Origin of the sequence: Roseibium denhamense (genome assembly GCF_009711415.1) — a bacterium.
GTDB classification, from domain to species: domain Bacteria; phylum Pseudomonadota; class Alphaproteobacteria; order Rhizobiales; family Stappiaceae; genus Roseibium; species Roseibium denhamense.
In genome coordinates this window covers 1-21,200 of sequence record NZ_SMLZ01000111.1, presented here as the reverse complement: position 1 = coordinate 21,200, position 21,200 = coordinate 1, and the positions used below count along the sequence as shown (strand labels likewise).

At 55.6% G+C, this 21,200-nt stretch carries 19 protein-coding genes and 1 pseudogene; 11 read left to right on the top strand and 9 right to left on the bottom strand.

What is annotated here, in order from left to right:
• Positions 1-72: 72 nt before the first annotated feature.
• Positions 73-1,071 carry a hypothetical protein gene (locus E1180_RS14425; RefSeq protein WP_155191926.1) on the bottom strand — a complete coding sequence of 333 codons (999 nt, stop codon included), beginning with the start codon at positions 1,069-1,071 and terminating at the stop codon, positions 73-75.
• A 270-nt stretch (positions 1,072-1,341) separates the two neighbouring features.
• Between E1180_RS14425 and gndA the strand changes: the two genes are divergently transcribed.
• The gene (gene gndA, locus E1180_RS14420; protein ID WP_155191925.1) at positions 1,342-2,766 is read left to right on the top strand and encodes an NADP-dependent phosphogluconate dehydrogenase; all 1,425 of its coding nucleotides are present in this window, start codon (positions 1,342-1,344) and stop codon (positions 2,764-2,766) included.
• Between the two features lie 164 nt (positions 2,767-2,930).
• Here the strand turns inward: gndA and E1180_RS14415 are convergent, their stop codons facing one another.
• Positions 2,931-3,359 carry a thioredoxin family protein gene (locus E1180_RS14415; protein ID WP_155191924.1) on the bottom strand — a complete coding sequence of 143 codons (429 nt, stop codon included), beginning with the start codon at positions 3,357-3,359 and terminating at the stop codon, positions 2,931-2,933.
• A gap of 23 nt (positions 3,360-3,382) precedes the next feature.
• Positions 3,383-4,099, bottom strand: a complete 717-nt coding sequence (locus tag E1180_RS14410; RefSeq protein WP_208997154.1) for a cytochrome c biogenesis CcdA family protein — start codon at positions 4,097-4,099, stop codon at positions 3,383-3,385.
• A 281-nt stretch (positions 4,100-4,380) separates the two neighbouring features.
• Here E1180_RS14410 and E1180_RS14405 point away from each other — a divergent pair, with 281 nt between their 5' ends.
• From E1180_RS14405 to E1180_RS14385, 5 genes are all read left to right on the top strand, one after another.
• Positions 4,381-4,701: a hypothetical protein gene (locus tag E1180_RS14405; RefSeq protein WP_155191923.1), complete on the top strand. Its 321-nt coding sequence runs from the start codon at positions 4,381-4,383 to the stop codon at positions 4,699-4,701.
• Between the two features lie 64 nt (positions 4,702-4,765).
• Positions 4,766-5,341 (top strand): L,D-transpeptidase, encoded by a 576-nt coding sequence (locus tag E1180_RS14400; protein ID WP_155191922.1) that lies wholly within the window; start codon positions 4,766-4,768, stop codon positions 5,339-5,341.
• Between the two features lie 19 nt (positions 5,342-5,360).
• The gene (locus E1180_RS14395) at positions 5,361-6,035 is read left to right on the top strand and encodes a L,D-transpeptidase (RefSeq protein ID WP_155191921.1); all 675 of its coding nucleotides are present in this window, start codon (positions 5,361-5,363) and stop codon (positions 6,033-6,035) included.
• A gap of 295 nt (positions 6,036-6,330) precedes the next feature.
• Entirely contained in the window at positions 6,331-7,008 is a 678-nt protein-coding gene (locus tag E1180_RS14390) for a cupin domain-containing protein (RefSeq protein WP_155191920.1), read from the top strand.
• Between the two features lie 64 nt (positions 7,009-7,072).
• Positions 7,073-8,203: a flavin monoamine oxidase family protein gene (locus E1180_RS14385; RefSeq protein ID WP_155191919.1), complete on the top strand. Its 1,131-nt coding sequence runs from the start codon at positions 7,073-7,075 to the stop codon at positions 8,201-8,203.
• A gap of 68 nt (positions 8,204-8,271) precedes the next feature.
• Here E1180_RS14385 and E1180_RS14380 read toward each other — a convergent pair whose 3' ends face one another.
• The 3 genes from E1180_RS14380 to E1180_RS14370 all read right to left on the bottom strand — a co-directional run bounded on the left by E1180_RS14380 (position 8,272) and on the right by E1180_RS14370 (position 10,529).
• Positions 8,272-9,090, bottom strand: coding sequence for a sugar phosphate isomerase/epimerase family protein (locus tag E1180_RS14380; protein WP_155191918.1), 819 nt, complete (start codon positions 9,088-9,090; stop codon positions 8,272-8,274).
• Between the two features lie 81 nt (positions 9,091-9,171).
• Positions 9,172-10,119 carry a 2-hydroxyacid dehydrogenase gene (locus E1180_RS14375; protein WP_155191917.1) on the bottom strand — a complete coding sequence of 316 codons (948 nt, stop codon included), beginning with the start codon at positions 10,117-10,119 and terminating at the stop codon, positions 9,172-9,174.
• Positions 10,116-10,529: a VOC family protein gene (locus E1180_RS14370; protein WP_155191916.1), complete on the bottom strand. Its 414-nt coding sequence runs from the start codon at positions 10,527-10,529 to the stop codon at positions 10,116-10,118. The genes E1180_RS14375 and E1180_RS14370 overlap by 4 nt, the downstream gene beginning before the upstream one ends.
• Before the next feature lie 94 nt (positions 10,530-10,623).
• Here E1180_RS14370 and E1180_RS14365 point away from each other — a divergent pair, with 94 nt between their 5' ends.
• The 4 genes from E1180_RS14365 to E1180_RS14350 all read left to right on the top strand — a co-directional run bounded on the left by E1180_RS14365 (position 10,624) and on the right by E1180_RS14350 (position 14,926).
• The gene (locus E1180_RS14365) at positions 10,624-11,481 is read left to right on the top strand and encodes a LysR family transcriptional regulator (protein WP_155191915.1); all 858 of its coding nucleotides are present in this window, start codon (positions 10,624-10,626) and stop codon (positions 11,479-11,481) included.
• A gap of 463 nt (positions 11,482-11,944) precedes the next feature.
• Entirely contained in the window at positions 11,945-12,937 is a 993-nt protein-coding gene (locus E1180_RS14360; RefSeq protein WP_155191914.1) for an ABC transporter substrate-binding protein, read from the top strand.
• Positions 12,938-13,017: 80 nt separating this feature from the next.
• Positions 13,018-13,902, top strand: a complete 885-nt coding sequence (locus E1180_RS14355) for an ABC transporter permease (protein WP_155191913.1) — start codon at positions 13,018-13,020, stop codon at positions 13,900-13,902.
• Entirely contained in the window at positions 13,895-14,926 is a 1,032-nt protein-coding gene (locus E1180_RS14350) for a quaternary amine ABC transporter ATP-binding protein (protein ID WP_155191912.1), read from the top strand. Before E1180_RS14355 ends, E1180_RS14350 begins: the two co-directional genes overlap by 8 nt.
• A 78-nt stretch (positions 14,927-15,004) precedes the next feature.
• Here the strand turns inward: E1180_RS14350 and E1180_RS14345 are convergent, their stop codons facing one another.
• From E1180_RS14345 to E1180_RS14335, 3 genes are read right to left on the bottom strand one after another with little or no spacing between them, the layout of a single operon-like run.
• Positions 15,005-16,345: an HlyD family type I secretion periplasmic adaptor subunit gene (locus tag E1180_RS14345; protein WP_155191911.1), complete on the bottom strand. Its 1,341-nt coding sequence runs from the start codon at positions 16,343-16,345 to the stop codon at positions 15,005-15,007.
• 49 nt (positions 16,346-16,394) lie between these two features.
• Complete coding sequence (locus E1180_RS14340; RefSeq protein ID WP_155191910.1) at positions 16,395-18,581, bottom strand: peptidase domain-containing ABC transporter; 2,187 nt, start codon at positions 18,579-18,581, stop codon at positions 16,395-16,397.
• Between the two features lie 10 nt (positions 18,582-18,591).
• Positions 18,592-20,355, bottom strand: coding sequence for a peptidase domain-containing ABC transporter (locus E1180_RS14335; RefSeq protein WP_155191909.1), 1,764 nt, complete (start codon positions 20,353-20,355; stop codon positions 18,592-18,594).
• 179 nt (positions 20,356-20,534) lie between these two features.
• Here E1180_RS14335 and E1180_RS14330 point away from each other — a divergent pair.
• A pseudogene (locus tag E1180_RS14330) lies at positions 20,535-21,200 on the top strand (hypothetical protein); the annotation flags it as partial.

Here is a 21,200-nt window from a genome sequence, read left to right as displayed (position 1 = left end):
TTTATTCAGAATTGGCGCTCGCTGAATACTGCGATTAGCCGGGTCAATAAAACCCTCCAAACGCAGAGCGGCTTACGGCCTATGTTCCATTGGATCAAAAGGTTCTGCGCCGAGAATTGGGACACCTGGTGCGTAAAAACTCGGCATTCCGAAAATCGCGATGTTTTCCGGTTGCTCCCCGGAAAGCGGGTGAGCGTAGTCAACCGTCGGGAAATGACCAATGTTCATCTGCAGCCATCCTGGCCGTTCGTCCCTGGGAAGATAGGCCGGAAACAGACCGCTATGGACGAATGTAACGTCGAGATAGCGCCACCGCCCAGCGATGTAGAGTGCATTATAAACATGCGTTGGAACGGAATTCACACCGTCAACGTACCGCGCAGTTGCGATCATCTGGCGCCAGGGATCCATGCCGCAACAGGCTAAAAACACGCCAAAAGCTTGCGCTTTCGAGTTACAGGCACCCAGGAGGATCTCCCCGAGATTATTCCACATATCCAGATAGAAACGGGGCGAAGGCCATCCAGAAATCGGATTCTGCCGGATGTAGTTTGAATAGTCCTGGAGGTTACTTCGGGAGTTGTCCTTAAACCATGACCAAAGGACCAAGGTTGTGATGTAAGCTTCGCGCTCCTTATCCACCATGTTTAAAGATCCGTTTGGCAGAACCAAACGCATCAGGTCACTGGTGTCCGAAGTCTGCGTTTGTGGCAATTCGGCAAAGAAATTTGTTCCGCGTCGCACATCGCCTTCCCGGCTTCCCGGAGTGTCCAGGCGGACCCAATAATTCCAGGCGGGCGCGTAAGCCACTTTTCCCTCATGCGCGGTCTGGACAAGTTTAAAGTCCACCCCGTTGAGCGGTAGGAACGACATCGGGGTGATTGTCATTTCCCGGAGCGTGCCGTCCGGCTCCAGAAACAGTTCTTCAAATGTGTTCGAGTAAGGTGTTTTTGCTTCTGCTGCGATTTTTTCCAATACGGCTTCTGATACCTTTACCTCAGCTTTTGGGTTAAGTATCTCTTCAATCAGTTCATGTTCGATACTTTCAATTTTATTAGAAATTTCATCCATAGTATTCTCCTTATAGCAATCTTGAAGACACTGAATGTAAAATTAAGCGATTTCAATTCTTTATTTTATTTTTATTCACGTTGCGGAAGTTGGTTTTCAGAAAACAGTTTGCTTTGAAGCCTTTAGGCAGTGCTCACGAAAAGCCGTTGCTGCCTGCTTCACAAGCGCCGGATTTCGAAACTCCAGCGAAAGGTACTGATTGCGGCAGGAAATCATGTCCGCTATCACCGCACGCGGACGTGCATGATAAAATCCTGGAAGGTGGCATTTATGACTTCAACCGAAGCCCTTGCGGAAATCGGCCTGATCGGCCTTGGCACCATGGGCGGAAACCTTGCCCTGAATATTGCGGAAAACGGATTTCAGATCGCCGTCTTCAATCGCACGGCCGCAAAGACAGAGCAGTTTATCGCCAAGGCCGGAGATCTTTCCAGTAAACTGGTTCCCTCGACCAAGCTGGAAGATTTTGTTGCTTCGATCAAAAGCCCGCGCGCCATCATCCTCATGGTGCCGGCTGGTGATGCGGTTGATGCGCAAATCGAGGCCCTCCGGCCGCTGCTTGACGCCGGCGATCTCATCATCGATGCCGGTAATGCGAACTACCATGACACGAACCGCCGCGCGCAGGAAGCTGCTGAGTGTGGCCCAAGATTTATGGGTATCGGTGTGTCTGGCGGCGAGGAAGGGGCTCGCTTTGGTCCGTCCATCATGGGCGGAGGGGCCAAGGATGCCTGGGACCAGGTGGGGCATATTCTGGAGTCGATTTCCGCCAAGCACGACGATGAACCATGCGCGGCCTTTCTTGGCGAAGCCGGCGCTGGGCACCTTGTGAAGACCGTCCACAACGGCATCGAATATGCGGATATGCAGATGATTGCCGAGGTCTATGGCGTCATGCGCGACGGGTTCGGCATGAGCGCGGGCGAAATAGGTGACGTCTTCGAAAAATGGAATGACGGCATTCTGCAATCCTATCTGATCGAGATTTCCGGCAAGGTTGCGAAGACGGCGGACCCGGAGACGGGCAAACCCATGCTGGACATCATTCTTGACAAGGCAGGTCAGAAGGGCACCGGACGGTGGACGGCAATCGAGGCATTGATGCTGGGAACTCCGGCGAGTGCCATCGAGGCTGCCGTTGCCGTCCGGAACATGTCTGCCCGGTATGAGGAACGTCAGAAAGGTGAGGCGGCTTTTGGCCCGGCGCCAAGCAAACTGGATCGGAATGTCTTGGCCGTTGAAGCGCTGGAAGCAGCTTTGATCGCCGGCAAGATCGTTTGCTACGCGCAAGGCTTCGGATTGATCCTGGAGGCGGCAAGGCAATATGACTGGGACATGCCGCTCCCGGTCATTGCTAAGATCTGGCGCAATGGTTGTATCATCCGCTCATCCATGCTCAATGACATGGCGGAGGCTCTTGAGGGGGACGCCACACGTAATCTGATGCTCGCACCGCTCTTCTCAGAAAAACTGAAAGAAACCGAGACGCATCTCCGCCAGGTGGTTGCCCACGCGGCCCTGCACGGACTCCCGGTCCCGGCTTTATCGGCTGCGCTGTCTTACTTCGATATCATGCGGACCGAGCGGTCCACGGCAAACATGCTGCAGGGCCAGCGGGACTTTTTTGGGGCGCACGGATTCGAGCGCACCGATAAGGACGGCTCCGGTTTTCATGGCCCATGGGCCATGGGCTAAATCAGCGGACGGTAAATCTGGATCGATTTGCCACGCGAAGCTGAACGATTGTGAAGTGGTCGAGCATCGTGCGTTTCAAACAAAAACGCCCGATGCTCTGAAGTCACACGCCAAACACCAAAACTCCGGAGTGTTTCAGAGTTCTGGATGCATCAATGATGTGGTCAGCTGGTTGCCGCTTGCAGTCCCGTGTCCATCAAGGCCTTGATCTCCGCCTCTTGTGTACCGGCAACAATCCGGCCGAGTTCCTGATCGCCTTTGAGGACCAAAAGGGTTGAACGGCGTGGAATGCGGCGGGACTTCGTCACTTCATGGTTGGCGTAGTCGTCCCAGTCGACGCGCACAAATTCAAGGGCTTCGTCGTAGGCGGGATTGGCGCTCCGCAATGCGCTGATGATCCGTTCCTGGCGTGCACATGTGGAGCACCAGGAGGCGGCATAGTCGACAAAGACTGTCCGGCCCGCAGAAAGATGTTTTTGTATCAGGCCCGGGGTATAGGCCTGCATGCTGGCCCCGGCGAATGCAGTTGACGGTAGCAATGCAGCAGTTCCAGCCAAAGCACTTGTAGAGATGATGAATTGACGGCGGTTCATAATAAGCCCTTTCCAAGTAAGTGTTAGAACCGGACAGACAGATCCTGGAACCAGATCGGCAGAACACCGATGGCCCATCGATCAATCACGTGATGAACATTAAAAAAGAGCGCGATCCCGACGGTCAGAAATACGGCGCCCATGATGGGTTTCGACCGCTCTGCAAGGCCCCGCAGCCTGGTCGTCTTTTGGCGAAGTGTGTGTGCTGCGCCCATTCCCAGCCCCATGATCAAGGTGGCGACCCCCAAGGCGAAAAACACCATGATCGTGGCGGCCCACAAAAGGCTTTCCCCCTGGGATGCCAGTGCGATGGCGCCGCCAAGGGTTGGTCCGATGCAAGGAGACCAGACCGCGCCGAGAAGGGCTCCGCCGAAAAACTGGCCGCGCAGGCCACTCGTGTCGGTTTGGTTGAGTTGCTGATCTGCAGACCCTGAAAAGCCTGCGGTTGCAAGTTCGAAGCGTTTCGCAAAAGCTGGTACAAGCAGGACGATACCGAAGAACATCATCAGGACCGCACCGGCGCGGGACATGACGTCCGCGGTCAGACCGATTGCGTATCCGGCGGTAGCGACCAGCATTCCGATTGCCACGAATGACAAGCCCATTCCCGCGGCCAAGGCAATCGGTGCGCGCCTGTCCGCATTCAGAGCCGACGCGAGCACAATCGGCAGCACCGGAAGCACACACGGGTTCAGCAGTGTCAACAAGCCGGCAAGATAGGCGAGGGGAAGTTCCAGCATGTCAATCTTCCACGTTACGATCCTGTCAGGGGCGATGCGGCCAACCAGTTGACCAGCAGCCACATCTAGTCAGCCGGAAGATAGTCATTCGATCCGGGAAGTCTGCTAACTCTCACTTCACAAATCAGTGGGGTGTGAATAGTCCGGGTTCGATTTGCAATGCACAGCTACGCTCCGGGCCTCATTTGCGGTTTGCTCTGTGTTTGCGGGTAAAAAGGCCCTCACGCGACTGTGATTCTGCCGGTATAGGTTCGGTTAAGACCTTTGACTAGACTGCCGCCATGTTCAGGATTCTGCTTCTTGTCGGTTTGATTTTTGCCAGTGCAAGCCAAGGCTTTGCGCGCAAGATCGACGTTCCTTCGGAAGGTGTGCCGGTTGCACCGGTCCTGCAGATTATTACCGCTGAAAGCGCCGATTTGACCTGCTGCTCTGACCAGCAGGTGGTGGACACCCAGTCGCCCTACTGCAAATCCGATTGCAAAGGCGTCGTCACCGGACTGATGGTGATGCCGTTCAAGGCATCGGATGCACCAGATGAGGCGTCTCTGCCCGGGCAGCGGTCGTTTCATGTCCCGCTGGAACCTGGGCCTCCCAAAACCTGAGATTTCGTTTTTTTGCCGGACCGGATGGTCCGTTGCCCAATTGCCGAAACTCAGGAGTTATCCGATGATCAAGAGAAGAGATGTCGTGCTAGGCGGCGCAGCAGCGCTAGCCGCTTCTAGCCCGGTCACTGCGCTGGCGCATCACACAGCCAAGTACAAGAACTTCAAGGTTGCCGCGGAATTCGAACCGCAATCGGTTTTCTATTCCATGTCCTATGCACCTGGGACGATCATAGTCGATCCCAAGAACCACTTCCTGTATTTGATGGGCCGGTGGGGCCGGGCACGTCGCTATGGGGTTGGTGTCGGGCGGGCCGGTCTCGCATTTAAAGGCGTCGCGACAGTCAACCGCAAGGCGGAATGGCCACGCTGGACACCAACGAAAAACATGATCCGGCGTGACCCTGGAAAGTATGCGAAATACGCAGACGGTGTGCCGGGCGGGCCTAACAATCCTCTGGGGGCGAGAGCTCTTTACCTCTACAAGAACGGCCGCGATACCTACTATCGTATCCATGGGACAACTCAGCCCAATTCAATCGGTCGGTCTGTGTCCAACGGATGTATCCGCATGATCAATGATCACGTGATCGATCTTTACAACCGGGTTCCGCTCGGAACCCAGGTCGTGGTGATTTAGCAGGCAGTCCGGACATCTAATGGCACAAGAATTTTCGCGCCGGCAGGCTCTTGCCGGTGGGATGGGTTGTCTCGGTCTGGCTTTGGCAGGCTGTACCACACCCGCGCCACCACCCGTGGCGCAGCGTCCCGAACCGCAAATCGATCCGTCCTTTGCTTTGAACTACGGTCCGAGGCCGCAAGAAGAGTTCCCTTTGCCCGGTATCGATCCGAAAGTCCTGCCGCCGCAGTACAGGCGTCAGCGTGTGGCTTATCCGACTGATGAAGAAGCTGGCAGCGTTGTCGTTGATACTGCCCGGTTTTATCTCTATCTGGTTGAGCCAAGCGGAACAGCCATGCGCTATGGCGTCGGTCTTGGCCGCCAAGGCTTTGAATGGTCCGGCCGGGCCCGCATCGCCTGGAAACGTCCTTGGCCAACCTGGACGCCGCCGGATGACATGATCGCCCGGGAACCTCATCTTGAGCAATACAGCGTGCGCAATGGCGGGATGCCTCCAGGTCTTGGAAATCCTCTTGGGGCAAGGGCGCTTTATATCTTTCAGGGTAATGTCGACACGCTCTACCGATTGCACGGAACCAACGAACCGCACTCCATCGGTCAGGCTGTCTCTTCTGGTTGTGTGCGGTTGATCAATCAAGACGTGATTGATCTTTATGACCGCGTCCGTTCCGGTGCGGCCATTCTTGTGACCTGACCAGACAAGCGCTGGCCGTGCGGGTCCATGAACTGCGGGCTGCGTTTTTGCGATTGCTTGCAGGCCAAGGATGGCGCGCTGGCTTCTTTCCATGTTGCTGGATGAGACAAACAAAAGCTGGACAGCCAATATGCTGTCCAGTCCATCCACTCCGAACCCTCGAACCTCATAAGATCCACAATTTGTGTTCCGGCACTTGCGCAAGCGTTCAGACGAATTATCTATCTATCACTAGATAAATTATCGACCTCAGCCCGCGGGCACTGACGCCGGACAATGGAACTGGAGCACAGCAATGGAACTGAATGCAGATTTTTCAAAGCCAGTCGTTATCAGACCCGACGACAATTCCTGGAAGCCGTCTCCGATGCCGGGTGTCGATCGGATGATGCTGGACCGGTTGGGGGATGAGGTTGCGCGGGCAACCACAATTGTCCGGTATGCATCCGGGAGCAAGTTTTCGGCGCATGTGCATGATGGCGGGGAGGAATTCTTTGTCCTTGATGGTGTGTTTGAAGACGAACACGGAGCCTTTCCCGCCGGGTCTTACATCCGTAATCCGCCGGGATCGAGCCATACGCCAGGCTCGGAAAAAGGCTGCGTGATTTTCGTAAAATTGTGGCAGTTCGATCCCTTGGACAGAAGCCACGTCCGGATCGATACCAACAAGCTTGGTCGTGTCCCGGACGCATCGCGCCCGGGTGTGTCGATTTCCCCTCTGTTCGAAGACCGGCGGGAAAAAGTCGTCATGGAAACCTGGGAGCCCCGTACTCATAGTGTTGTTTCCGCGCAACAGGGAGCAGAAATACTGGTCACATCCGGCACGATTACATTCGATGATGTGTTGCTGCCACAATGGTCCTGGATCCGGATTCCGGCAGGTGAGGCGGTCACCCTTACATCCGGGGACGATCCGGTTCGCTTGTGGATCAAACGCGACCACTTGACGGATGTTCGCGCCCCGGGCCGGTAACACATCTTCCAGACCGGAAAGCAGCGGGCGTTTTACGGCCCGCTAATCCAACTTGAGAGCCAACATGCACAATTCAGAAAACGCAGCCATGAAGTCAGGCCAGCCGTATCGGCCCGATGTTGCGGTTATTGGGGCCGGCCTCAGCGGTTTGATGACAGCCCGGTTGCTTGTTTTTGCCGGTTTTGCTGTCACTGTGTTTGAAGCCCGGGACCGGGTTGGCGGGCGGATCCTGTCGGGCAGGGGAGCTTCCATGTCAGGCGGGCGGTATGATCTTGGTCCCGCTTGGTTGTGGCCGCACAACACCCGTCTGCTTGCCCTTATGGACGAACTTTCTTTGCCGCTGATGCGTCAGCATTCGGAAGGACGTCTTGTCTTTCAGGACGGCCACGGCAAGGTTAGGCGGGATCTTGATATGGCAACGATGGCAGAAGGTCTAAGAGTGCCCGGTGGGCTTTCGCGTCTGACCGAAGCCCTGGCTGTGGCGCTGCCTGCAGGCACCGTGCAATTAGGTCACCGGCTGGAGACGGTGCATTCGCAGGATGATGGGATCCGCCTGACCGGTCGAAACGCCCAAAGTGTCATTGAGGTTCTGGCCCCAAATGCGGTCCTTGCCCTGCCGCCAAGGGTGGCTGCGGCCGGGCTTGTCTTTGGCCCGGATCTGCCGGCGGATTTCAAAAGTCGTCTGACAAATGTGCCAACGTGGATGGCCGGGCATTCGAAAATGGTTGCGGTTTATGAGCGGGCGTTCTGGCGGGACGCGGGTCTGTCTGGTGATGCCATCAGCCACAAGGGCCCGTTATTCGAGATCCATGACGCGTCTTGTGAGCCAGATTCGAAGGGTGAGGCAGCGCTCTTCGGGTTCGTTGCGCCGGGCCTTGCACAGCCCAATGTTGATGAGGGCCGCTTGAAAGAGGCTGCAGTCAACCAGCTGGCAGAGTTGTTCGGCCAGACCGCCTCTCATCCAACCGAAATCCTGTTTCAAAACTGGGCGTCAGATGATTTGACTGCGACGGCATGGGATACGCCCGCTCTGGGAGGGCATCCCAGGTATCAGCGGATAGGCTTTGATGGGACGCCATTTTCCAACAAGCTTTGGTTTGCAAGTACCGAAGTCGCTGAGGAAAATGGCGGATTTCTGGAGGGCGCGCTTGAGGCTGCCAAACACACGGCAGCAGCGATCATTGACCAGCGATAGATCGTCTGATGCGCATGGGTTGCGTGTTTTAGAAGCCGTGAACCCAGTCGAAATGCCGGGCTCAGTTTCTATTGCGCCAGGCCAAGCGCCTCCATATTCGCAATCGAGGCGGGCAGGCCTGCCGGATCCCGCAATTCGGTGATCAGTCTTGGCTTGCTGTCAAGCTTCGCAAGTGCACCGAAGACCGAATACCAGTTGATGGTTCCTTCGCCGAGCGTCCAATGACGGTCGGCATACCCATCGGCATCCTGAAGGTGGACATGCCGTAACCGGTTGCCGGCTGCAATTACATAGCAGTCTACCGGAGGTGCACCGGTTGAGCCGTGGGCGTAATAGGCGTGCCCAGTATCGATTGAGATTTTGACGGCTTCCGACCCGAAACTCTCAGCCAGCTCGATCCGTGCATATGGATCAATATCTTCGATGTTTTCGATCACCAGCTCGCAGCCGATGTTCTCAGCGCGTTTGACGGCGTCCGCCATAGCCAAATGGCACAGTTCAATCTTTCGCTCGTGGCCATGGTCATAAAGGCCGAGATTGTGGTGGTCCCAGGTGGAATACGGACTGTGCACAACCATCTGGCTGGCTCCGAGCGCTTCACAGATATCCAATCCTTGGGACATGCGCTTTTTGACGATTTCCCGGATATCGGTATCCACAGGGGAAATCGTGAACCCCATGAAAGGCCCATGAATACCAAGACGTCCTGTGTGCCCGTCAAGCAACGCCAACGCCTTCTCAACGATTGGACGCCAATCTCCGTTAAGAATTTCGGAGGAACAGAAATCCTGCAGCTCGAGGTCCCGCTGCTTGTCCAGCATGAGCTCGCGATGGGTTTCGAGGGATGGAACGGTAAGGGCAGCGCCAAGTATCGGAAGATCGGACATTGTTCACCTGGGTTCAGAACTTTCAAGCCCGCCTAATACTGCCATTTCCTTGACATTTTAACGACGCGCAGCGCGAACGCCCTAATATCCCCGGCTGCGGTCGACCGATTTGGGATGGATGCCGGTTTCGAAATACGCCGCAATGTTGTCCCGGACGATCTGGACTGCTGTTTCGGGTATTGTCGGCGCGGAAATATGCGGCAAGACGGCGACCTGCGGGTGGGTCCACAAAGGACTGTCTTGTGGGAGCGGTTCGGTTGCAAACACATCGAGCACCGCATGCGCAAGCGGTCCGTTTTCAAGGCTTGCCAGCATTGCCGGGGTGTCGATGATTGGGCCTCGGGCGAAGTTGATCAGGCAGGCATTGTTCTTGAAGCATGCGAGCAATTCGGAATTGAGGAGGCCTTCCGTCTCAGACGTCAATGGCGCTAGCAGCACAACGATATCGCTGGAGGCGACGAGGGATTGCAGCCCGTCGGCACCGTTGTAGCACGTGATGCCGGACAGATGCTTTTTGCTGCGGCTCCAGCCCGCGACCTGGAAACCGTTTTGCCGCAAGCGCGTTGCGGAGGCCCGGCCAAGCTCTCCCAAACCGATAATGCCAATGGTGCGCTCGGATGGGAGTTTCAGCGTCTGAGGCTGCCAGATTTTTTTCTCTTGCTGGGCGCGGTACCGTGGCATATCGCGGTGGAGGTAGAGCGTCCATGCAAGTACGGCTTCGGACATTGTCTGTGCCATTTGGGGATCCACGAGACGGACAATCTCCGGTCCATCTTCGGGAAGTTCGGCGGTGAGGCGTTCCACGCCGGCCCAAAGACTTTGCACCCACTTCAAGTTTGGCAGAGCCCGTACTTCCGCCGGGTCGGGATTTGCGACAATGGCGACCCGTGCGGCCGCGCGTTGGGCGGGTGTCATGTCTTCGAAGGCAAGGACATCAGCGATATCATTTAGTGCCGCGGGCAGTGTCTGGCTCCACATGCCCCGTTCTTCAGACGCCGCGCTTGATAAAAATGGGACAATTGGCTTCATGCGGCAAATACTCCCTCTTCCCGGGCAAAACCTTTAATTTCAATCGGATTTCCTGAAGGGTCCCTGAAAAACATGGTGCTTTGTTCACCTGGTTCGCCGGCAAAGCGAACTGTTGGTTCGATAACAAACTGCAGTTTCGCCGCGATCAGTTTTTCCGCCAGAGCCTTCCACATATCCATATCCAGAACCACACCAAGATGGGGCATTGGAACCATATGCTCGCCGACCTTGCCTGTGTTCGCTGTCTCGAACGGCTGACCGAGATGTAACGAGACTTGATGACCAAAAAAATTGAAGTCAACCCAGGTCTCGGTGCTGCGTCCTTCTTTGCAGCCAAGCAAGTCGCCATAAAATGCTCTGGCCTCGTCAAGGTTCGTCACATGATAGGCAAGATGAAAACACGGTTGCATGTCGCTCTCCGGAACGTTGGGATCACCTTGGCTATAGCAAGCTCAATACAAAACATATAGTATGTAATATTGTTTCTAAGCATTAGGATTTGTTTTGGATACTCGTTTTCTTCGCAGTCTCATTACCGTGGTGGAATGCGGATCGATTGCAAGGGCCAGCCGCATGGAGGGGTGCACGGCCGCCGCGATTAGCCAGAGAATCCGGGCGCTCGAAAATGAGCTTGGTCTCCAGCTGCTGAACAGGTCTGCGCATGCAGCCTCTCCAACAACGGCCTGCTTGCGGTTGCTGCCCAGAGCAAAAGCCATCCTTGAGGACGTCGAACAACTAACCGCCCCCGCCTTTCCAGATGAGCTGGTCGGGGTGTTCCGGCTCGGTGCGATCTCAACCGCGCTGACGGATTACGTGCCGGCTATCGTCCGGAAGTTCCGTGAGACTGCCCCGAAAGTGTCACTTCACATACGTCCGGGCACGTCCCAATCCTTATATGACGATTTGATCGAAGCCCGGATAGATGCGGCGATCACGGTTTCCCCGCCATTCATGCTGCCTAAAAGTGTCCGGTCGCTGCCGATAGCGAAACAGCCGTTTGTCCAGATCTTCCCGCGCTCTGCGGAAACAGACACCGGTTCGCTGCCCTGGATCCTATATGACCGGAAGTCGTGGGGCGGCCGGCTTGTTTGGCCGGAAATTGAAGATGCTGTTAGTCGTGCCCAGGTGATTTGCGAACTCGATGCGGTCGAGAGCATTGCGTTGATGGTTGAAGAAGGTGTCGGGCAGGCCGTGTTGCCAAGGTGGGCGGGATTGAAACGTCTTGAGCCTAGCCTGCTTGTGAAGCCTCTCACCTCACGATCAGATGGTGCCCGTCCATTGACGATATTAGCCCCTGCCGTATCCGATTTGTCATCACAGATCGACATTTTGGCCGACGCAGTAATTGCGACTAAAGATTGAGTTTATTGGCTTAAATCACGCAAAAGGAGCATTAATTCGAATCATATGGGGCAATTTAATTAGGATTGGTGTCGATTTCAGGCATTATAATGTCGCTGCAGGCAATGCTTCTGAAATTTGACGCAAGAATGCCATCGAGTGCTGCTTTAACCTGTTGTGTTAATGAGCTCTTAGTGCAATTGTATTGGGCGTAGGACTTCGAGCCGGTATGAAATGCCGGATGCGATCTTTGCGGGATTGTCGCGAGGCGCATGAGGTTTAGAGGGTAAGACGAAAAGTTGATGAATCAACTAACGGCAATAGAACTACAAGAAGAACTATCTGCCTTAGCGGACGTCTTTCGCTCTCGGATCACTATACTTCCTAGTTGGTTGTGTCATGAGGTGATTGCTTTTGATTTCAAAGCATTCGCGCGCCGCACCCAATTCAGGAAACCACAAACAGACTGCACAGGAGTACCCTCATGAAAAAGTTGTTTGGTACGGTCGCTGCGACCGCTCTTATCGGTATGGCCGCGCCGGCCATGGCGGAAGACTGCGGCACGGTCACCATGGCGGAAATGAACTGGGCGTCAGCTGGCGCAATCGCCAACATCGACAAGCTGATCCTTGAGAACGGCTATGGTTGTACCGTTGAGCTTGTGACCGGCGACACGATGCCGACCTTCACATCCATGAACGAAAAAGGTCAGCCGGATATAGCGCCGGAACTTTGGATTAACGCGGTGCGTGAGCCGCTCGACAAAGCGGTTGCAGAAGGCACGCTCATCATTGGTGGCGAGATCCTGAATGAAGGTGGCGTCGAAGGCTTCTGGGTTCCGACTTACATTGCCGAAGAACATGACATCTTCACGGTCGAAGATGCTCTGGCCCGTCCGGAATTGTTCCCGGGCGCTGAAGACGAGAGCAAGGGTGCCTGGTTCACTTGCCCGACCGGCTGGAACTGCCGCATTACCACCGGCAACCAGTTCCGCGCCTATGACGCTGAAGAAAAGGGATTTGAGCTGGTTGATTCAGGGTCGGCAGCTGGCCTTGATGGCTCGCTCGCCCGTGCCTACGAGCGCGGTGATGGCTGGCTTGGCTACTACTGGGCACCGACTGCAATTCTCGGCAAATACGACATGACACTTCTCGATTTCGGCGTACCGCACGATAAAGAAGAGTGGGACAGCTGTACCGTGATCGAATCTTGCGCGGATCCGAAGCCGAATGCATGGGTTAAGTCCGAAGTGTTCACGGTCGTCACTCCGGCCTTTGCTGAGAAAGCTGGTGTTGCCATGGATTACGTGAAAGGCCGCACTTGGGACAACCGCACGGCCGGTAAGGTTCTGGCCTGGATGCAGGACAACCAGGCGACCAACGAAGATGGTGCCTACTACTTCCTGGAAAACCACGAGGACGTCTGGTCCAAATGGGTGTCTCCGGAAGTGGCTGAGAAAGTGAAAGCCGCTCTTTAAGGAGCGGATTTAAGAAATGACCCCGCGCCGGCGGCGCGGGGTTTTCGCACAGGGGCACAAAAAACCATCAGGATGAAAAGATGGACTGGATAGAATTTCCTTCGCTCGGACGGAGCGAACTCCTTGCCATAAGGAAGGCTGTTGATGGCGCCTTCAGAGACTTCACAAGAGCTTATGGCGAATACCTTGAGCGGATGTTCGATCCCGTGCAGGATTTTTTGGTGTTTTTGGAACACCTTTTGATCAACTCCCCCTGGCCAATTATTCTTATTGTGTTTGCGGCAATCGTCTACCTCTTGAGCCGGAGTATAAAGATCGCAATCGGGACTGTTATTGCCCTGGTGTTGATCGGCGTTTTCGGCATGTGGGAAAACACCATGCGCACAATTGCGATGGTGACTGTCTGCACGATGCTTGCAATCTTTGTTGGCATTCCAATCGGAATTTTCATGGCGAGGTCAGACCGGGTCCAGGCGTTCTTTAACCCGATCCTTGACTTGATGCAGACCATGCCGAGCTTTGTGTATCTCATTCCGGTGGTCATGATCTTCGGGATCGGTAAGGTTCCTGGCCTCATTGCTGTTGTCATCTACGCCATTCCGCCGATGATCCGTTTGACCAATCTCGGTATCCGGCTTGTCGATCCGGATGTGCTTGAAGCAGCGGATGCTTTTGGGTCAAATGCGCGCCAGAAACTGGTGAATGTCCAGCTCCCTCTTGCGTTGCCGACTATTATGGCCGGTATCAACCAAACCATCATGATGGCTTTGTCCATGGTTGTTGTCGCCTCCATGATTGGTGTGCGCGGTCTGGGGCAGGAAGTTCTGAACGCGATTAACAACCAATATCTGTTCATTGGTCTGCAGAACGGACTGGCAATCGTTGCCGTTGCGATCATTTTCGACCGCGCAACCCAAGCCTATGGCAAACGCCTGCAGAAACATTCGGAGGTGGTCCATGGCTGAGGCGACCGGCATCGACGTTAAAAATCTCTACAAGATCTTCGGATCCAAAGGAAAAGAGATGGTGCAGCTGGTCAAGGACGGCATGTCCAAAACCGAGCTCAATGAAAAACACAACCATGTCTTGGGTCTGAACAACATCAACATTTCCATGCCTGGAGGAAAAATCCAGGTTGTGATGGGGTTGTCCGGATCCGGAAAATCGACACTTATCCGTCACATCAACCGGCTCATTGACCCGACCGATGGGGAGGTGCTCTACGGAGAAGAAGACGTCTGCAAGATGTCTAAAGATCAGCTTCGCGAGTTCCGCCGCCACAAAACGGCGATGGTGTTTCAGAAGTTCGCGTTGCTGCCGCACCGGACTGTCATGAAGAACACCATCTACGGTTTGGAGATCCAGGGGGTTCCGGCCAAAGAGTCCGAAGAACGTGCAGCCCGCTGGATTGCACGTGTCGGCCTGGAGGGCTTTGAGGATCACTATCCAAACCAGCTCTCGGGCGGTATGCAGCAACGTGTCGGCCTTGCCCGTGCCCTGACGAACGACGCTGATATTCTTCTTATGGATGAAGCGTTTTCGGCGCTGGATCCGCTGATCCGTATGGATATGCAGACAGTCCTTCTGGATCTGCAGGAAGAGCTCCACAAGACCATTGTCTTTATCACGCATGATCTGGATGAAGCGCTTCGGCTTGGTGACAAGATCGCAATCCTGCGCGATGGGGCGGTGATCCAGCAGGGCACAGGCCAGGAAATCGTCTTGCGTCCGTCGGATGAATACATTGCGGACTTTGTGAAGGAAGTGAACCGGGGCCGCGTTATTCTCGTGGACACCGTCATGGACAAGACCAAGACGCTCGAGGGCGGTTTGACCATCCCAAGCGGTATCATGCTGGAAGAAGCTGCCAAGACCTTTGCTGAAACAGGGCAAGGGGAGGCCAGTATTGTGAATGGCGATGGCAAGCCGGTCGGTGTCTTGAATGTTCAAGACACGATCAGCGCCATGGTTACGCCGGCCACGCACTGATCAAGAACATCAAGAAAAAAAGCCCCGGAGCCTGTGCTCCGGGGCTTTTCTGTCTTCAGTCTTGCAGTTGGCGGGCGCTCAGCGCTCCGTGAAGACTGTCCGGGCGGCTCGTGTGACCGGGTTCAGCAGATAGGCCAGTACCGATTTTGAGCCGGTAACTACCTGCGCATTCACCTGCATACCCGGCCGGATAGACCTTTCATTGGAGCCAGCTCCGATAGATTGGCCTGGGAATGCCAGGGTCGCTTTGAAGAAGTACTCGCCATACTCATCCTGGAAACTGGAGGCAGAAATCGTCTCCACCTCTGCGGCAATGGTTCCGTAGATGTTTGGATCAAAGCTCGTCACCGTAATGTCGGCTGTATCGCCAACCGCGATGTGACCGATGTCCTTCGGGTTCACCTTGACTTCGGCGACAAGGTTTTCCGAGAGCGGCACGATCTCGGCGATCATATCACCCGGATTAACCACGGCACCGCGGCCTGCATGGCCAAGTGTCTTTATGAACCCTTCCACCGGCGCGGTTACGAACAAGCGGTCCTGACGGTCCTCCAGCTTGGCGATTTCCTGACGGAGCTCTTCCCGCTCCTGCGCAATTCTCGCGCGCTCGTCGGCGACGACGCGGTTTACCTCAGCTCCTGCCTGGTTGAGGCTCGCCTGCGCCTCAGTGAGCATTTCACGTGCCTGAGCCAAATTGCCGATCAACTGTTCCAGGGTAACTTGGGACCGTTGATATTCGCCCTTTGCTTCCAGATACCGGCGGCGGGATGTGTAGCCGTCTTTCAAGAGCCCTTCCTGGATCTCGAACTTTTCCTTTTCGAGTTCGACCTGGCTCTTCTGCAGTTCAATCTGGGCTTCAAGGCTGACGACTTCAGCGCGCTTTTGTGCAACGCGGGCCGTGTAGGCTTCCTGCTCATCGGCGACCGCCTTCCGGTTGGCTGAGAGTGCTGCGGCCTGCTGCGCGCTCAATCCATCGACCGTCGGGTCAAGACGCAGACCAACGGTGTTCGGGTCGCTGTACTCTTGCGCCCGCAAACGCTGCTCTTCCAGTTCCAGATAGGCCAGGCGGCTCTGGATCCGAGCAAGCTCGGCCGTTGTATCCTGCTTCTCCAGGCGGGCGATTGCATCGCCAACATTGACCAGATCTCCCTCTTCGACCAGCATTTCGTTGACGATACCGCCTTCCAAATGCTCGACTGCCAGGATTTGTCCGGCCGGTGCAATTTCGCCCGTCGTGCTGGCTACTTCACGGATCTGCCCAATACCGGCCCAAACCAGCAGCAGCAGCGTTGCAATGGTGAGCCCGATGAGCAGCCGTTTGTAGAAGGCTGGCGGGACCCCGTCTTCCAGTTCCAAAGGCAAGCCGACACGGCCGTAAACCGCTTTGCGGAGAGTATCAGGATCGTCTTTCGTTGCCATTACAGTATCCTCGGCGGTTGTCGGTCGGGCCGTTTATCAGGTCCGCCTCTCACTTTGATTGCTGCTTTAGGACATCGTCCAGGATTTCGCCCGGGGCACCTGACATCGCGACCATACCGTTCTGCATGTAAACGAGATGATCGGACAGGCGCATATGGCTTGGACGATAGGTCGTCAGGATGACCGTGGACTTGCCACGCACCTGCTCAATTTTCTTCATCAGCAGCTTGTCGCCCTCGAAGTCGAGGTTGCCCGCCGGGTCATCAAGAAGATAGATCGGCGCGGGACGAACGAAGGCGCGGGCGAGCAGTAACCGTTGTTTGACATTGTCCGGCAACAGAGCGAGCAGCTGTCCGGTAAGCCGGGTCTCGACACCATGCGGAAGAAACTCGCCATACGCGCTCAATCCGAACTCTTCGAAGGCACTGCGGACCATGTTGTTATCCGCTTGCGGGTTCGCCATCCGGAAGTTCTGAGCGACCGTTCCATAGAAGAAATCGTAGTGTTCAGGTGCATATCCAATAGCATTGCGCCATTCGCCCGGATCCAGCTGGCGGATGTCGAGATCATCTACCAGCACCGCTCCCATCTGCGGCTTGTATAGACCAAGCGTTGCGCGGATCAGCGAGGTCTTGCCGCAGCCGGAAGGCCCGGTTACCGCGGTTACAGATCCTTGTTCCACCTGCAGCGAAAAGTTTCTGAGCGCCGGTTCCTGGCGGCCGGGATATCTCAACACAACATTGGAAAATCGGACCGTGCCTTGGAATTGGCGATGAAGACTTGGCAGCTTTCCTGGCTGACGTTCCATCTCGATCTTCAGCAGACTGTCGATGCGCTCAATGGTCTGCTGGGCCTGACCCAATTGCGAAACACTCAGGAACGCCTGATGCATCGGATTCAAGGTGCGCCACGAAAGAGCCATCACTGCAATGAGCGCGCCCTGGCTCAGATTCTGGTTCATCACCATGATTGCGCCAAAGCCGAGCACGCCGATGCCGCACATGGTCATCAGCATTTGCGAGATGACTTGCATGACCTGTGACAGCTGGCGTGTCTTCAGGTTTTTCATCGCAAAATCGGCGGAAAGCGTCCGGTATTTCTCAACCCATATGTCGTCGGCGGACAGGTCGCGGATCGATTTCCGTTTTGCAAGGATTTCGACAGTGATGTTCTGCAGGCGGGATCGTGCATCACCGGCCAGATTAATGGCCCGTTTCATGCGCGGTACCACCAGGAAGGCAGCAATCACATAAAGCACCAGCAGGCCAGTTGGCAGCAAGGCCAGCGGCCCGCCGATCAATGCCAGAACGAGCACGAATAGCGCGGAGAACGGCAGGTCGATCAACGCGTTCGCCAAATTCCCGTGAAAGACATCGCGCACCCCGTCAAATTGTTTCAGACGGGTAATCTGGGCCCCAATCGGTGCGGAGGCGATCAGCGGAAGCGGCAAATGCAGGAAATGCCGGAATGTCGAGTTGGCAACGACGGCATCCAGCCGTGCACCTAAATACGCCTGAAGGTTCGATTTCGTGCCTTTGACAATCCAGTCCGCACATAGAACCACTGCCATCCCGACAAGCAAGGTGATGAGCACGGGGACGGACTTCGAGCCGATTGCCTTGTCATAAACCGTCATGACGAAGAGCGGCAAGGCGAGTGCCAGCAGGTTGGTCAGGAAACCAACGGCCATGATCGATGTCAGTGTTCCGCGAAAACGGTTAAAGAGCCTTGATGACCAGTGTTTGAAATCCGATTGCGTTGTCTGGTCGTCGGTATCGACCAAAAACACTTCGGCATCTTTCAGTTCATTGAAAGCAAGCCCGACATTGCGCCGGTTGGTTCCGCTGTAGGCGTGAAAACGTCCGTCTCCTGTCCGCCCAAGGCCGACGAGGACATCGTTTCCTTGTACAACAAGACAAGGGAATTGTTCCGCAGTGAGCTGTTTAGGGGTCCGGGTTGTTGGCGTTACCCGGAAGTTCAGACGCGACAGAACTGCCCGGAGTTCATAAATACCGTCGATGCCCTCCATGTGCGGCAAGGCCTCGAACAGATGGCGTTCCATTCCGTCCCAACCAAGTGCCTCGAGAAGCGGAAGAAGGCATGCTTCGGCTGCGGTTGTCCGTTCAAGCGGCGTGCCGCCATGCTGATGCACTTTGGTCTCGAGGTTCTTGCGGCTTTGTGCCGGGTCGACCTCGTCGAAAATTGATTCCGCCTTGTCAAATGCCGCCAGTGACATGTCTCACTCCTCAGCTCGCACCTTGAGGCCCGGTGGGCTCCCGGCGGCGAAGTTTGTACCGTGGTGCGCTGGTTTTCTCTGCGACTGGTGTGACCTTGCCGCCGTCCATCAAAAACTGCTTGTCGGCGATTGCGCGGAAAGAGGGGCGGTGGCTGACAATGATGATTGTAAGCTGGCCTTTCAGCCGCTTTAGCGCTTCCGCCAATTCCGCTTCGCTCTTGTGATCAAGGGCGCCGTTCGCATCGTCGAGCACGAGGACTTTCGGTTCGCCTGCCAGAGCACGGGCGATTGCTATGCGCTGCAGCATCGAGTCGGTCAGATTTTCCTCGATCGAGTTGCCCATCTGAGTGTCATACCCGAGCGGCAGGAGGTGGATGTCCTTCTCAAGTCCGATGAGATCGGCTGCCATCCGTGCCTTGTGAGGTGTCGCGCGTGATCCGAAAAGCGTGAGATTCTGCAAGATTGTTCCGGAGAACATTTCCGCATCGTTGCCCACATATGCGATTTCACGGCGTAGGGCTCTGTGGTCGGGGCCGAATAAATCGTGGCCGTCAATCAACACCGAGCCGGTGGTCGGCTCGAGCCCGCCGGACATCATACGAACCAGCGTTGATCTGCCGCTGCCGTCGCTCCCTTCGAAAGCGATAGTTTCGCCTGCATTCACAGTGAGGTTGATGTTTTGAAGCGGGACCGCAATGTCACCGACTGCCCGGTAGCCAGCACCTTGCATCTTGATGTTGCCAGCAACCGAAACACTCGACCTGGATGTGATGTCTTCCCTCGGCAGGTCAAACAGGGCGCTGGCTTCACGATAGTCGTGCTTGACCCTTTGCATGTCGGTCCAGTGGTTAATGCCGCGCAGCAACGGTTGGACCACTTGCCCGGCAAGAAGGGTACACGCGGCAACAGCGCCGATGCTGATGAAGCCGCCCATCACCAGCAGTGCGCCCAAGGCAACAACACACACCGTGGTCAGCACCGTGAAAAAACCGCTCGAGTTGCGCGCTTTGTTGTGCAGATCGATAGAATCGAAGCCGAGGCGGGAAATCTGTGTCTGCAAGCGCTCGAACCGCCGCAAGATTACAGGTTCCAGCGCCATCGCCTTAACAGTATTCAGTCCTGAGAGGACTTCGAAGACAAAATCATACTTGCGTTGGTCTTGGACCGCTCGTTTTTCGATGAGCGTATCGATCTTTGCGTTGAGGCTTGCTGTCCTAAGAGCAAAGATGGCCAGTAGAATGATCGGAATGAACCCGATCGGTCCGCCGATCAGGAAGAGAACCGCCAGGAAAATCAAACTGGCCGGCAGGTCGATGGCCAAGAGGCGGGCTTGACCACCGTACTGGTCTCCCAGGGATTGGAGAGACTTCAGCGCGTCAAGCTGCTTGGAAACCGTTTCGTCTGTCGCTGTGCTCGCGCGTGAATTCAAAAGGCGGCGGGTTGCTTCGACATGCGCTTTGTGTGTGAACGCGGAGGCAGACCACCCAACAACATAAGACCGCAAGGTTTTCAATACGGCATCGATCAACAGCACAAAGCAAAGGCCGACGATCAGGACCACTAATGTGTCGATCGAACTGTTTGGGAGAATTCGGTCATACACCTGGAGGATTGTCAGCGGCATGGCCAGGCCCAAGACATTGATCATGATCGATGCCGCAATCACGGACCGCGGAAGGCCAGGTGCCTTGACCGTGTCGCCAGTCTCGGATGATTTGAACTCCAGCTGCGGTAACGATGCACTCCTGAAAGTGTCGCCGAAAAGTGTAGCCATACCCAGCGCCTCCTTGAACGGTATTTAAGGCGCGGAAGTGTTTCAAAAGCGTTTACCAAGAAACCGATAAAACCTAAATTTACATCAAGGTGTACTCGTATTTCATCGAATGAAGTCGGTTTTTGTTAAGAAAACAGTGCGCGATATGGCTCCATGTTGTAATGGAGCACGTGTACGTCATGGCCGACACAGAAAATATCAAGGAAGCCGCGCAAAGCCAATCTGCTAACTCTGCGGAATCTGCAGGTAAGGGTGCAAATGCCACACCGCCCAGTTCCGTAAGGGCAGAGGCGCAGGCAGCCGATCCTTACCGTCCGGCCGACGGAAACGACTACTCCCTATCCATTGAACCGGAAGACTCCGGCGAGGCAACACTGGCCAACCTCTATCAGGCCGTTCCCCTGGAGCATGAGGGAGCCGGGTCGCCTTTGGATGATGGCGGTTTGATGGGACCGGACGGAGATGGCTCTGGTCCCAATAGCGGAGCCAATGGCCGGGACCCGAATGGATTGCAGGGAACCGATGATGTCAATTTGCCTGGAGAAGGCACCGAAGTCGTTGAGACTGCCGATGGAGGCCCGAATGATGATGCCGGGCTGGGAGATGGCGATGTTCCAACTGCCCGGGGCCTTGATGCTGGCTTGCCGCAATTTGACCTCGGTGGTGATGGTGTCCAGGCGAACGGATCATCGGTTGGCGATGGTGCCGGCGGCGGTGGCGGCGATGACGGCGACGATGATCCAACCACGCCGGAAGCCACCAATGAAGACCTCGGCCCGGTCACGGATTCTGACACAGTTGTAAACACCGTTTCGGAGTTTGCGACCGGCGGGGAGTATTCCGGC

Bases quoted from the DNA above. Each gene is read 5' to 3' on its own strand.
- E1180_RS14385 (WP_155191919.1), top strand. From the start codon at position 7,073: ATGCACAATTCAGAAAACGCAGCCATGAAGTCAGGCCAGCCGTATCGG.
- E1180_RS14410 (WP_208997154.1), bottom strand. From the start codon at position 4,099: ATGCTGGAACTTCCCCTCGCCTATCTTGCCGGCTTGTTGACACTGCTG.
- E1180_RS14390 (WP_155191920.1), top strand. From the start codon at position 6,331: ATGGAACTGAATGCAGATTTTTCAAAGCCAGTCGTTATCAGACCCGAC.
- E1180_RS14370 (WP_155191916.1), bottom strand. From the start codon at position 10,529: ATGCAACCGTGTTTTCATCTTGCCTATCATGTGACGAACCTTGACGAG.
- E1180_RS14395 (WP_155191921.1), top strand. From the start codon at position 5,361: ATGGCACAAGAATTTTCGCGCCGGCAGGCTCTTGCCGGTGGGATGGGT.
- E1180_RS14375 (WP_155191917.1), bottom strand. From the start codon at position 10,119: ATGAAGCCAATTGTCCCATTTTTATCAAGCGCGGCGTCTGAAGAACGG.
- E1180_RS14355 (WP_155191913.1), top strand. From the start codon at position 13,018: ATGGACTGGATAGAATTTCCTTCGCTCGGACGGAGCGAACTCCTTGCC.
- E1180_RS14400 (WP_155191922.1), top strand. From the start codon at position 4,766: ATGATCAAGAGAAGAGATGTCGTGCTAGGCGGCGCAGCAGCGCTAGCC.
- E1180_RS14425 (WP_155191926.1), bottom strand. From the start codon at position 1,071: ATGGATGAAATTTCTAATAAAATTGAAAGTATCGAACATGAACTGATT.
- E1180_RS14345 (WP_155191911.1), bottom strand. From the start codon at position 16,345: ATGGCAACGAAAGACGATCCTGATACTCTCCGCAAAGCGGTTTACGGC.
- E1180_RS14415 (WP_155191924.1), bottom strand. From the start codon at position 3,359: ATGAACCGCCGTCAATTCATCATCTCTACAAGTGCTTTGGCTGGAACT.
- E1180_RS14335 (WP_155191909.1), bottom strand. From the start codon at position 20,355: ATGGCTACACTTTTCGGCGACACTTTCAGGAGTGCATCGTTACCGCAG.
- E1180_RS14360 (WP_155191914.1), top strand. From the start codon at position 11,945: ATGAAAAAGTTGTTTGGTACGGTCGCTGCGACCGCTCTTATCGGTATG.
- E1180_RS14340 (WP_155191910.1), bottom strand. From the start codon at position 18,581: ATGTCACTGGCGGCATTTGACAAGGCGGAATCAATTTTCGACGAGGTC.
- E1180_RS14350 (WP_155191912.1), top strand. From the start codon at position 13,895: ATGGCTGAGGCGACCGGCATCGACGTTAAAAATCTCTACAAGATCTTC.
- gndA (WP_155191925.1), top strand. From the start codon at position 1,342: ATGACTTCAACCGAAGCCCTTGCGGAAATCGGCCTGATCGGCCTTGGC.
- E1180_RS14405 (WP_155191923.1), top strand. From the start codon at position 4,381: ATGTTCAGGATTCTGCTTCTTGTCGGTTTGATTTTTGCCAGTGCAAGC.
- E1180_RS14380 (WP_155191918.1), bottom strand. From the start codon at position 9,090: ATGTCCGATCTTCCGATACTTGGCGCTGCCCTTACCGTTCCATCCCTC.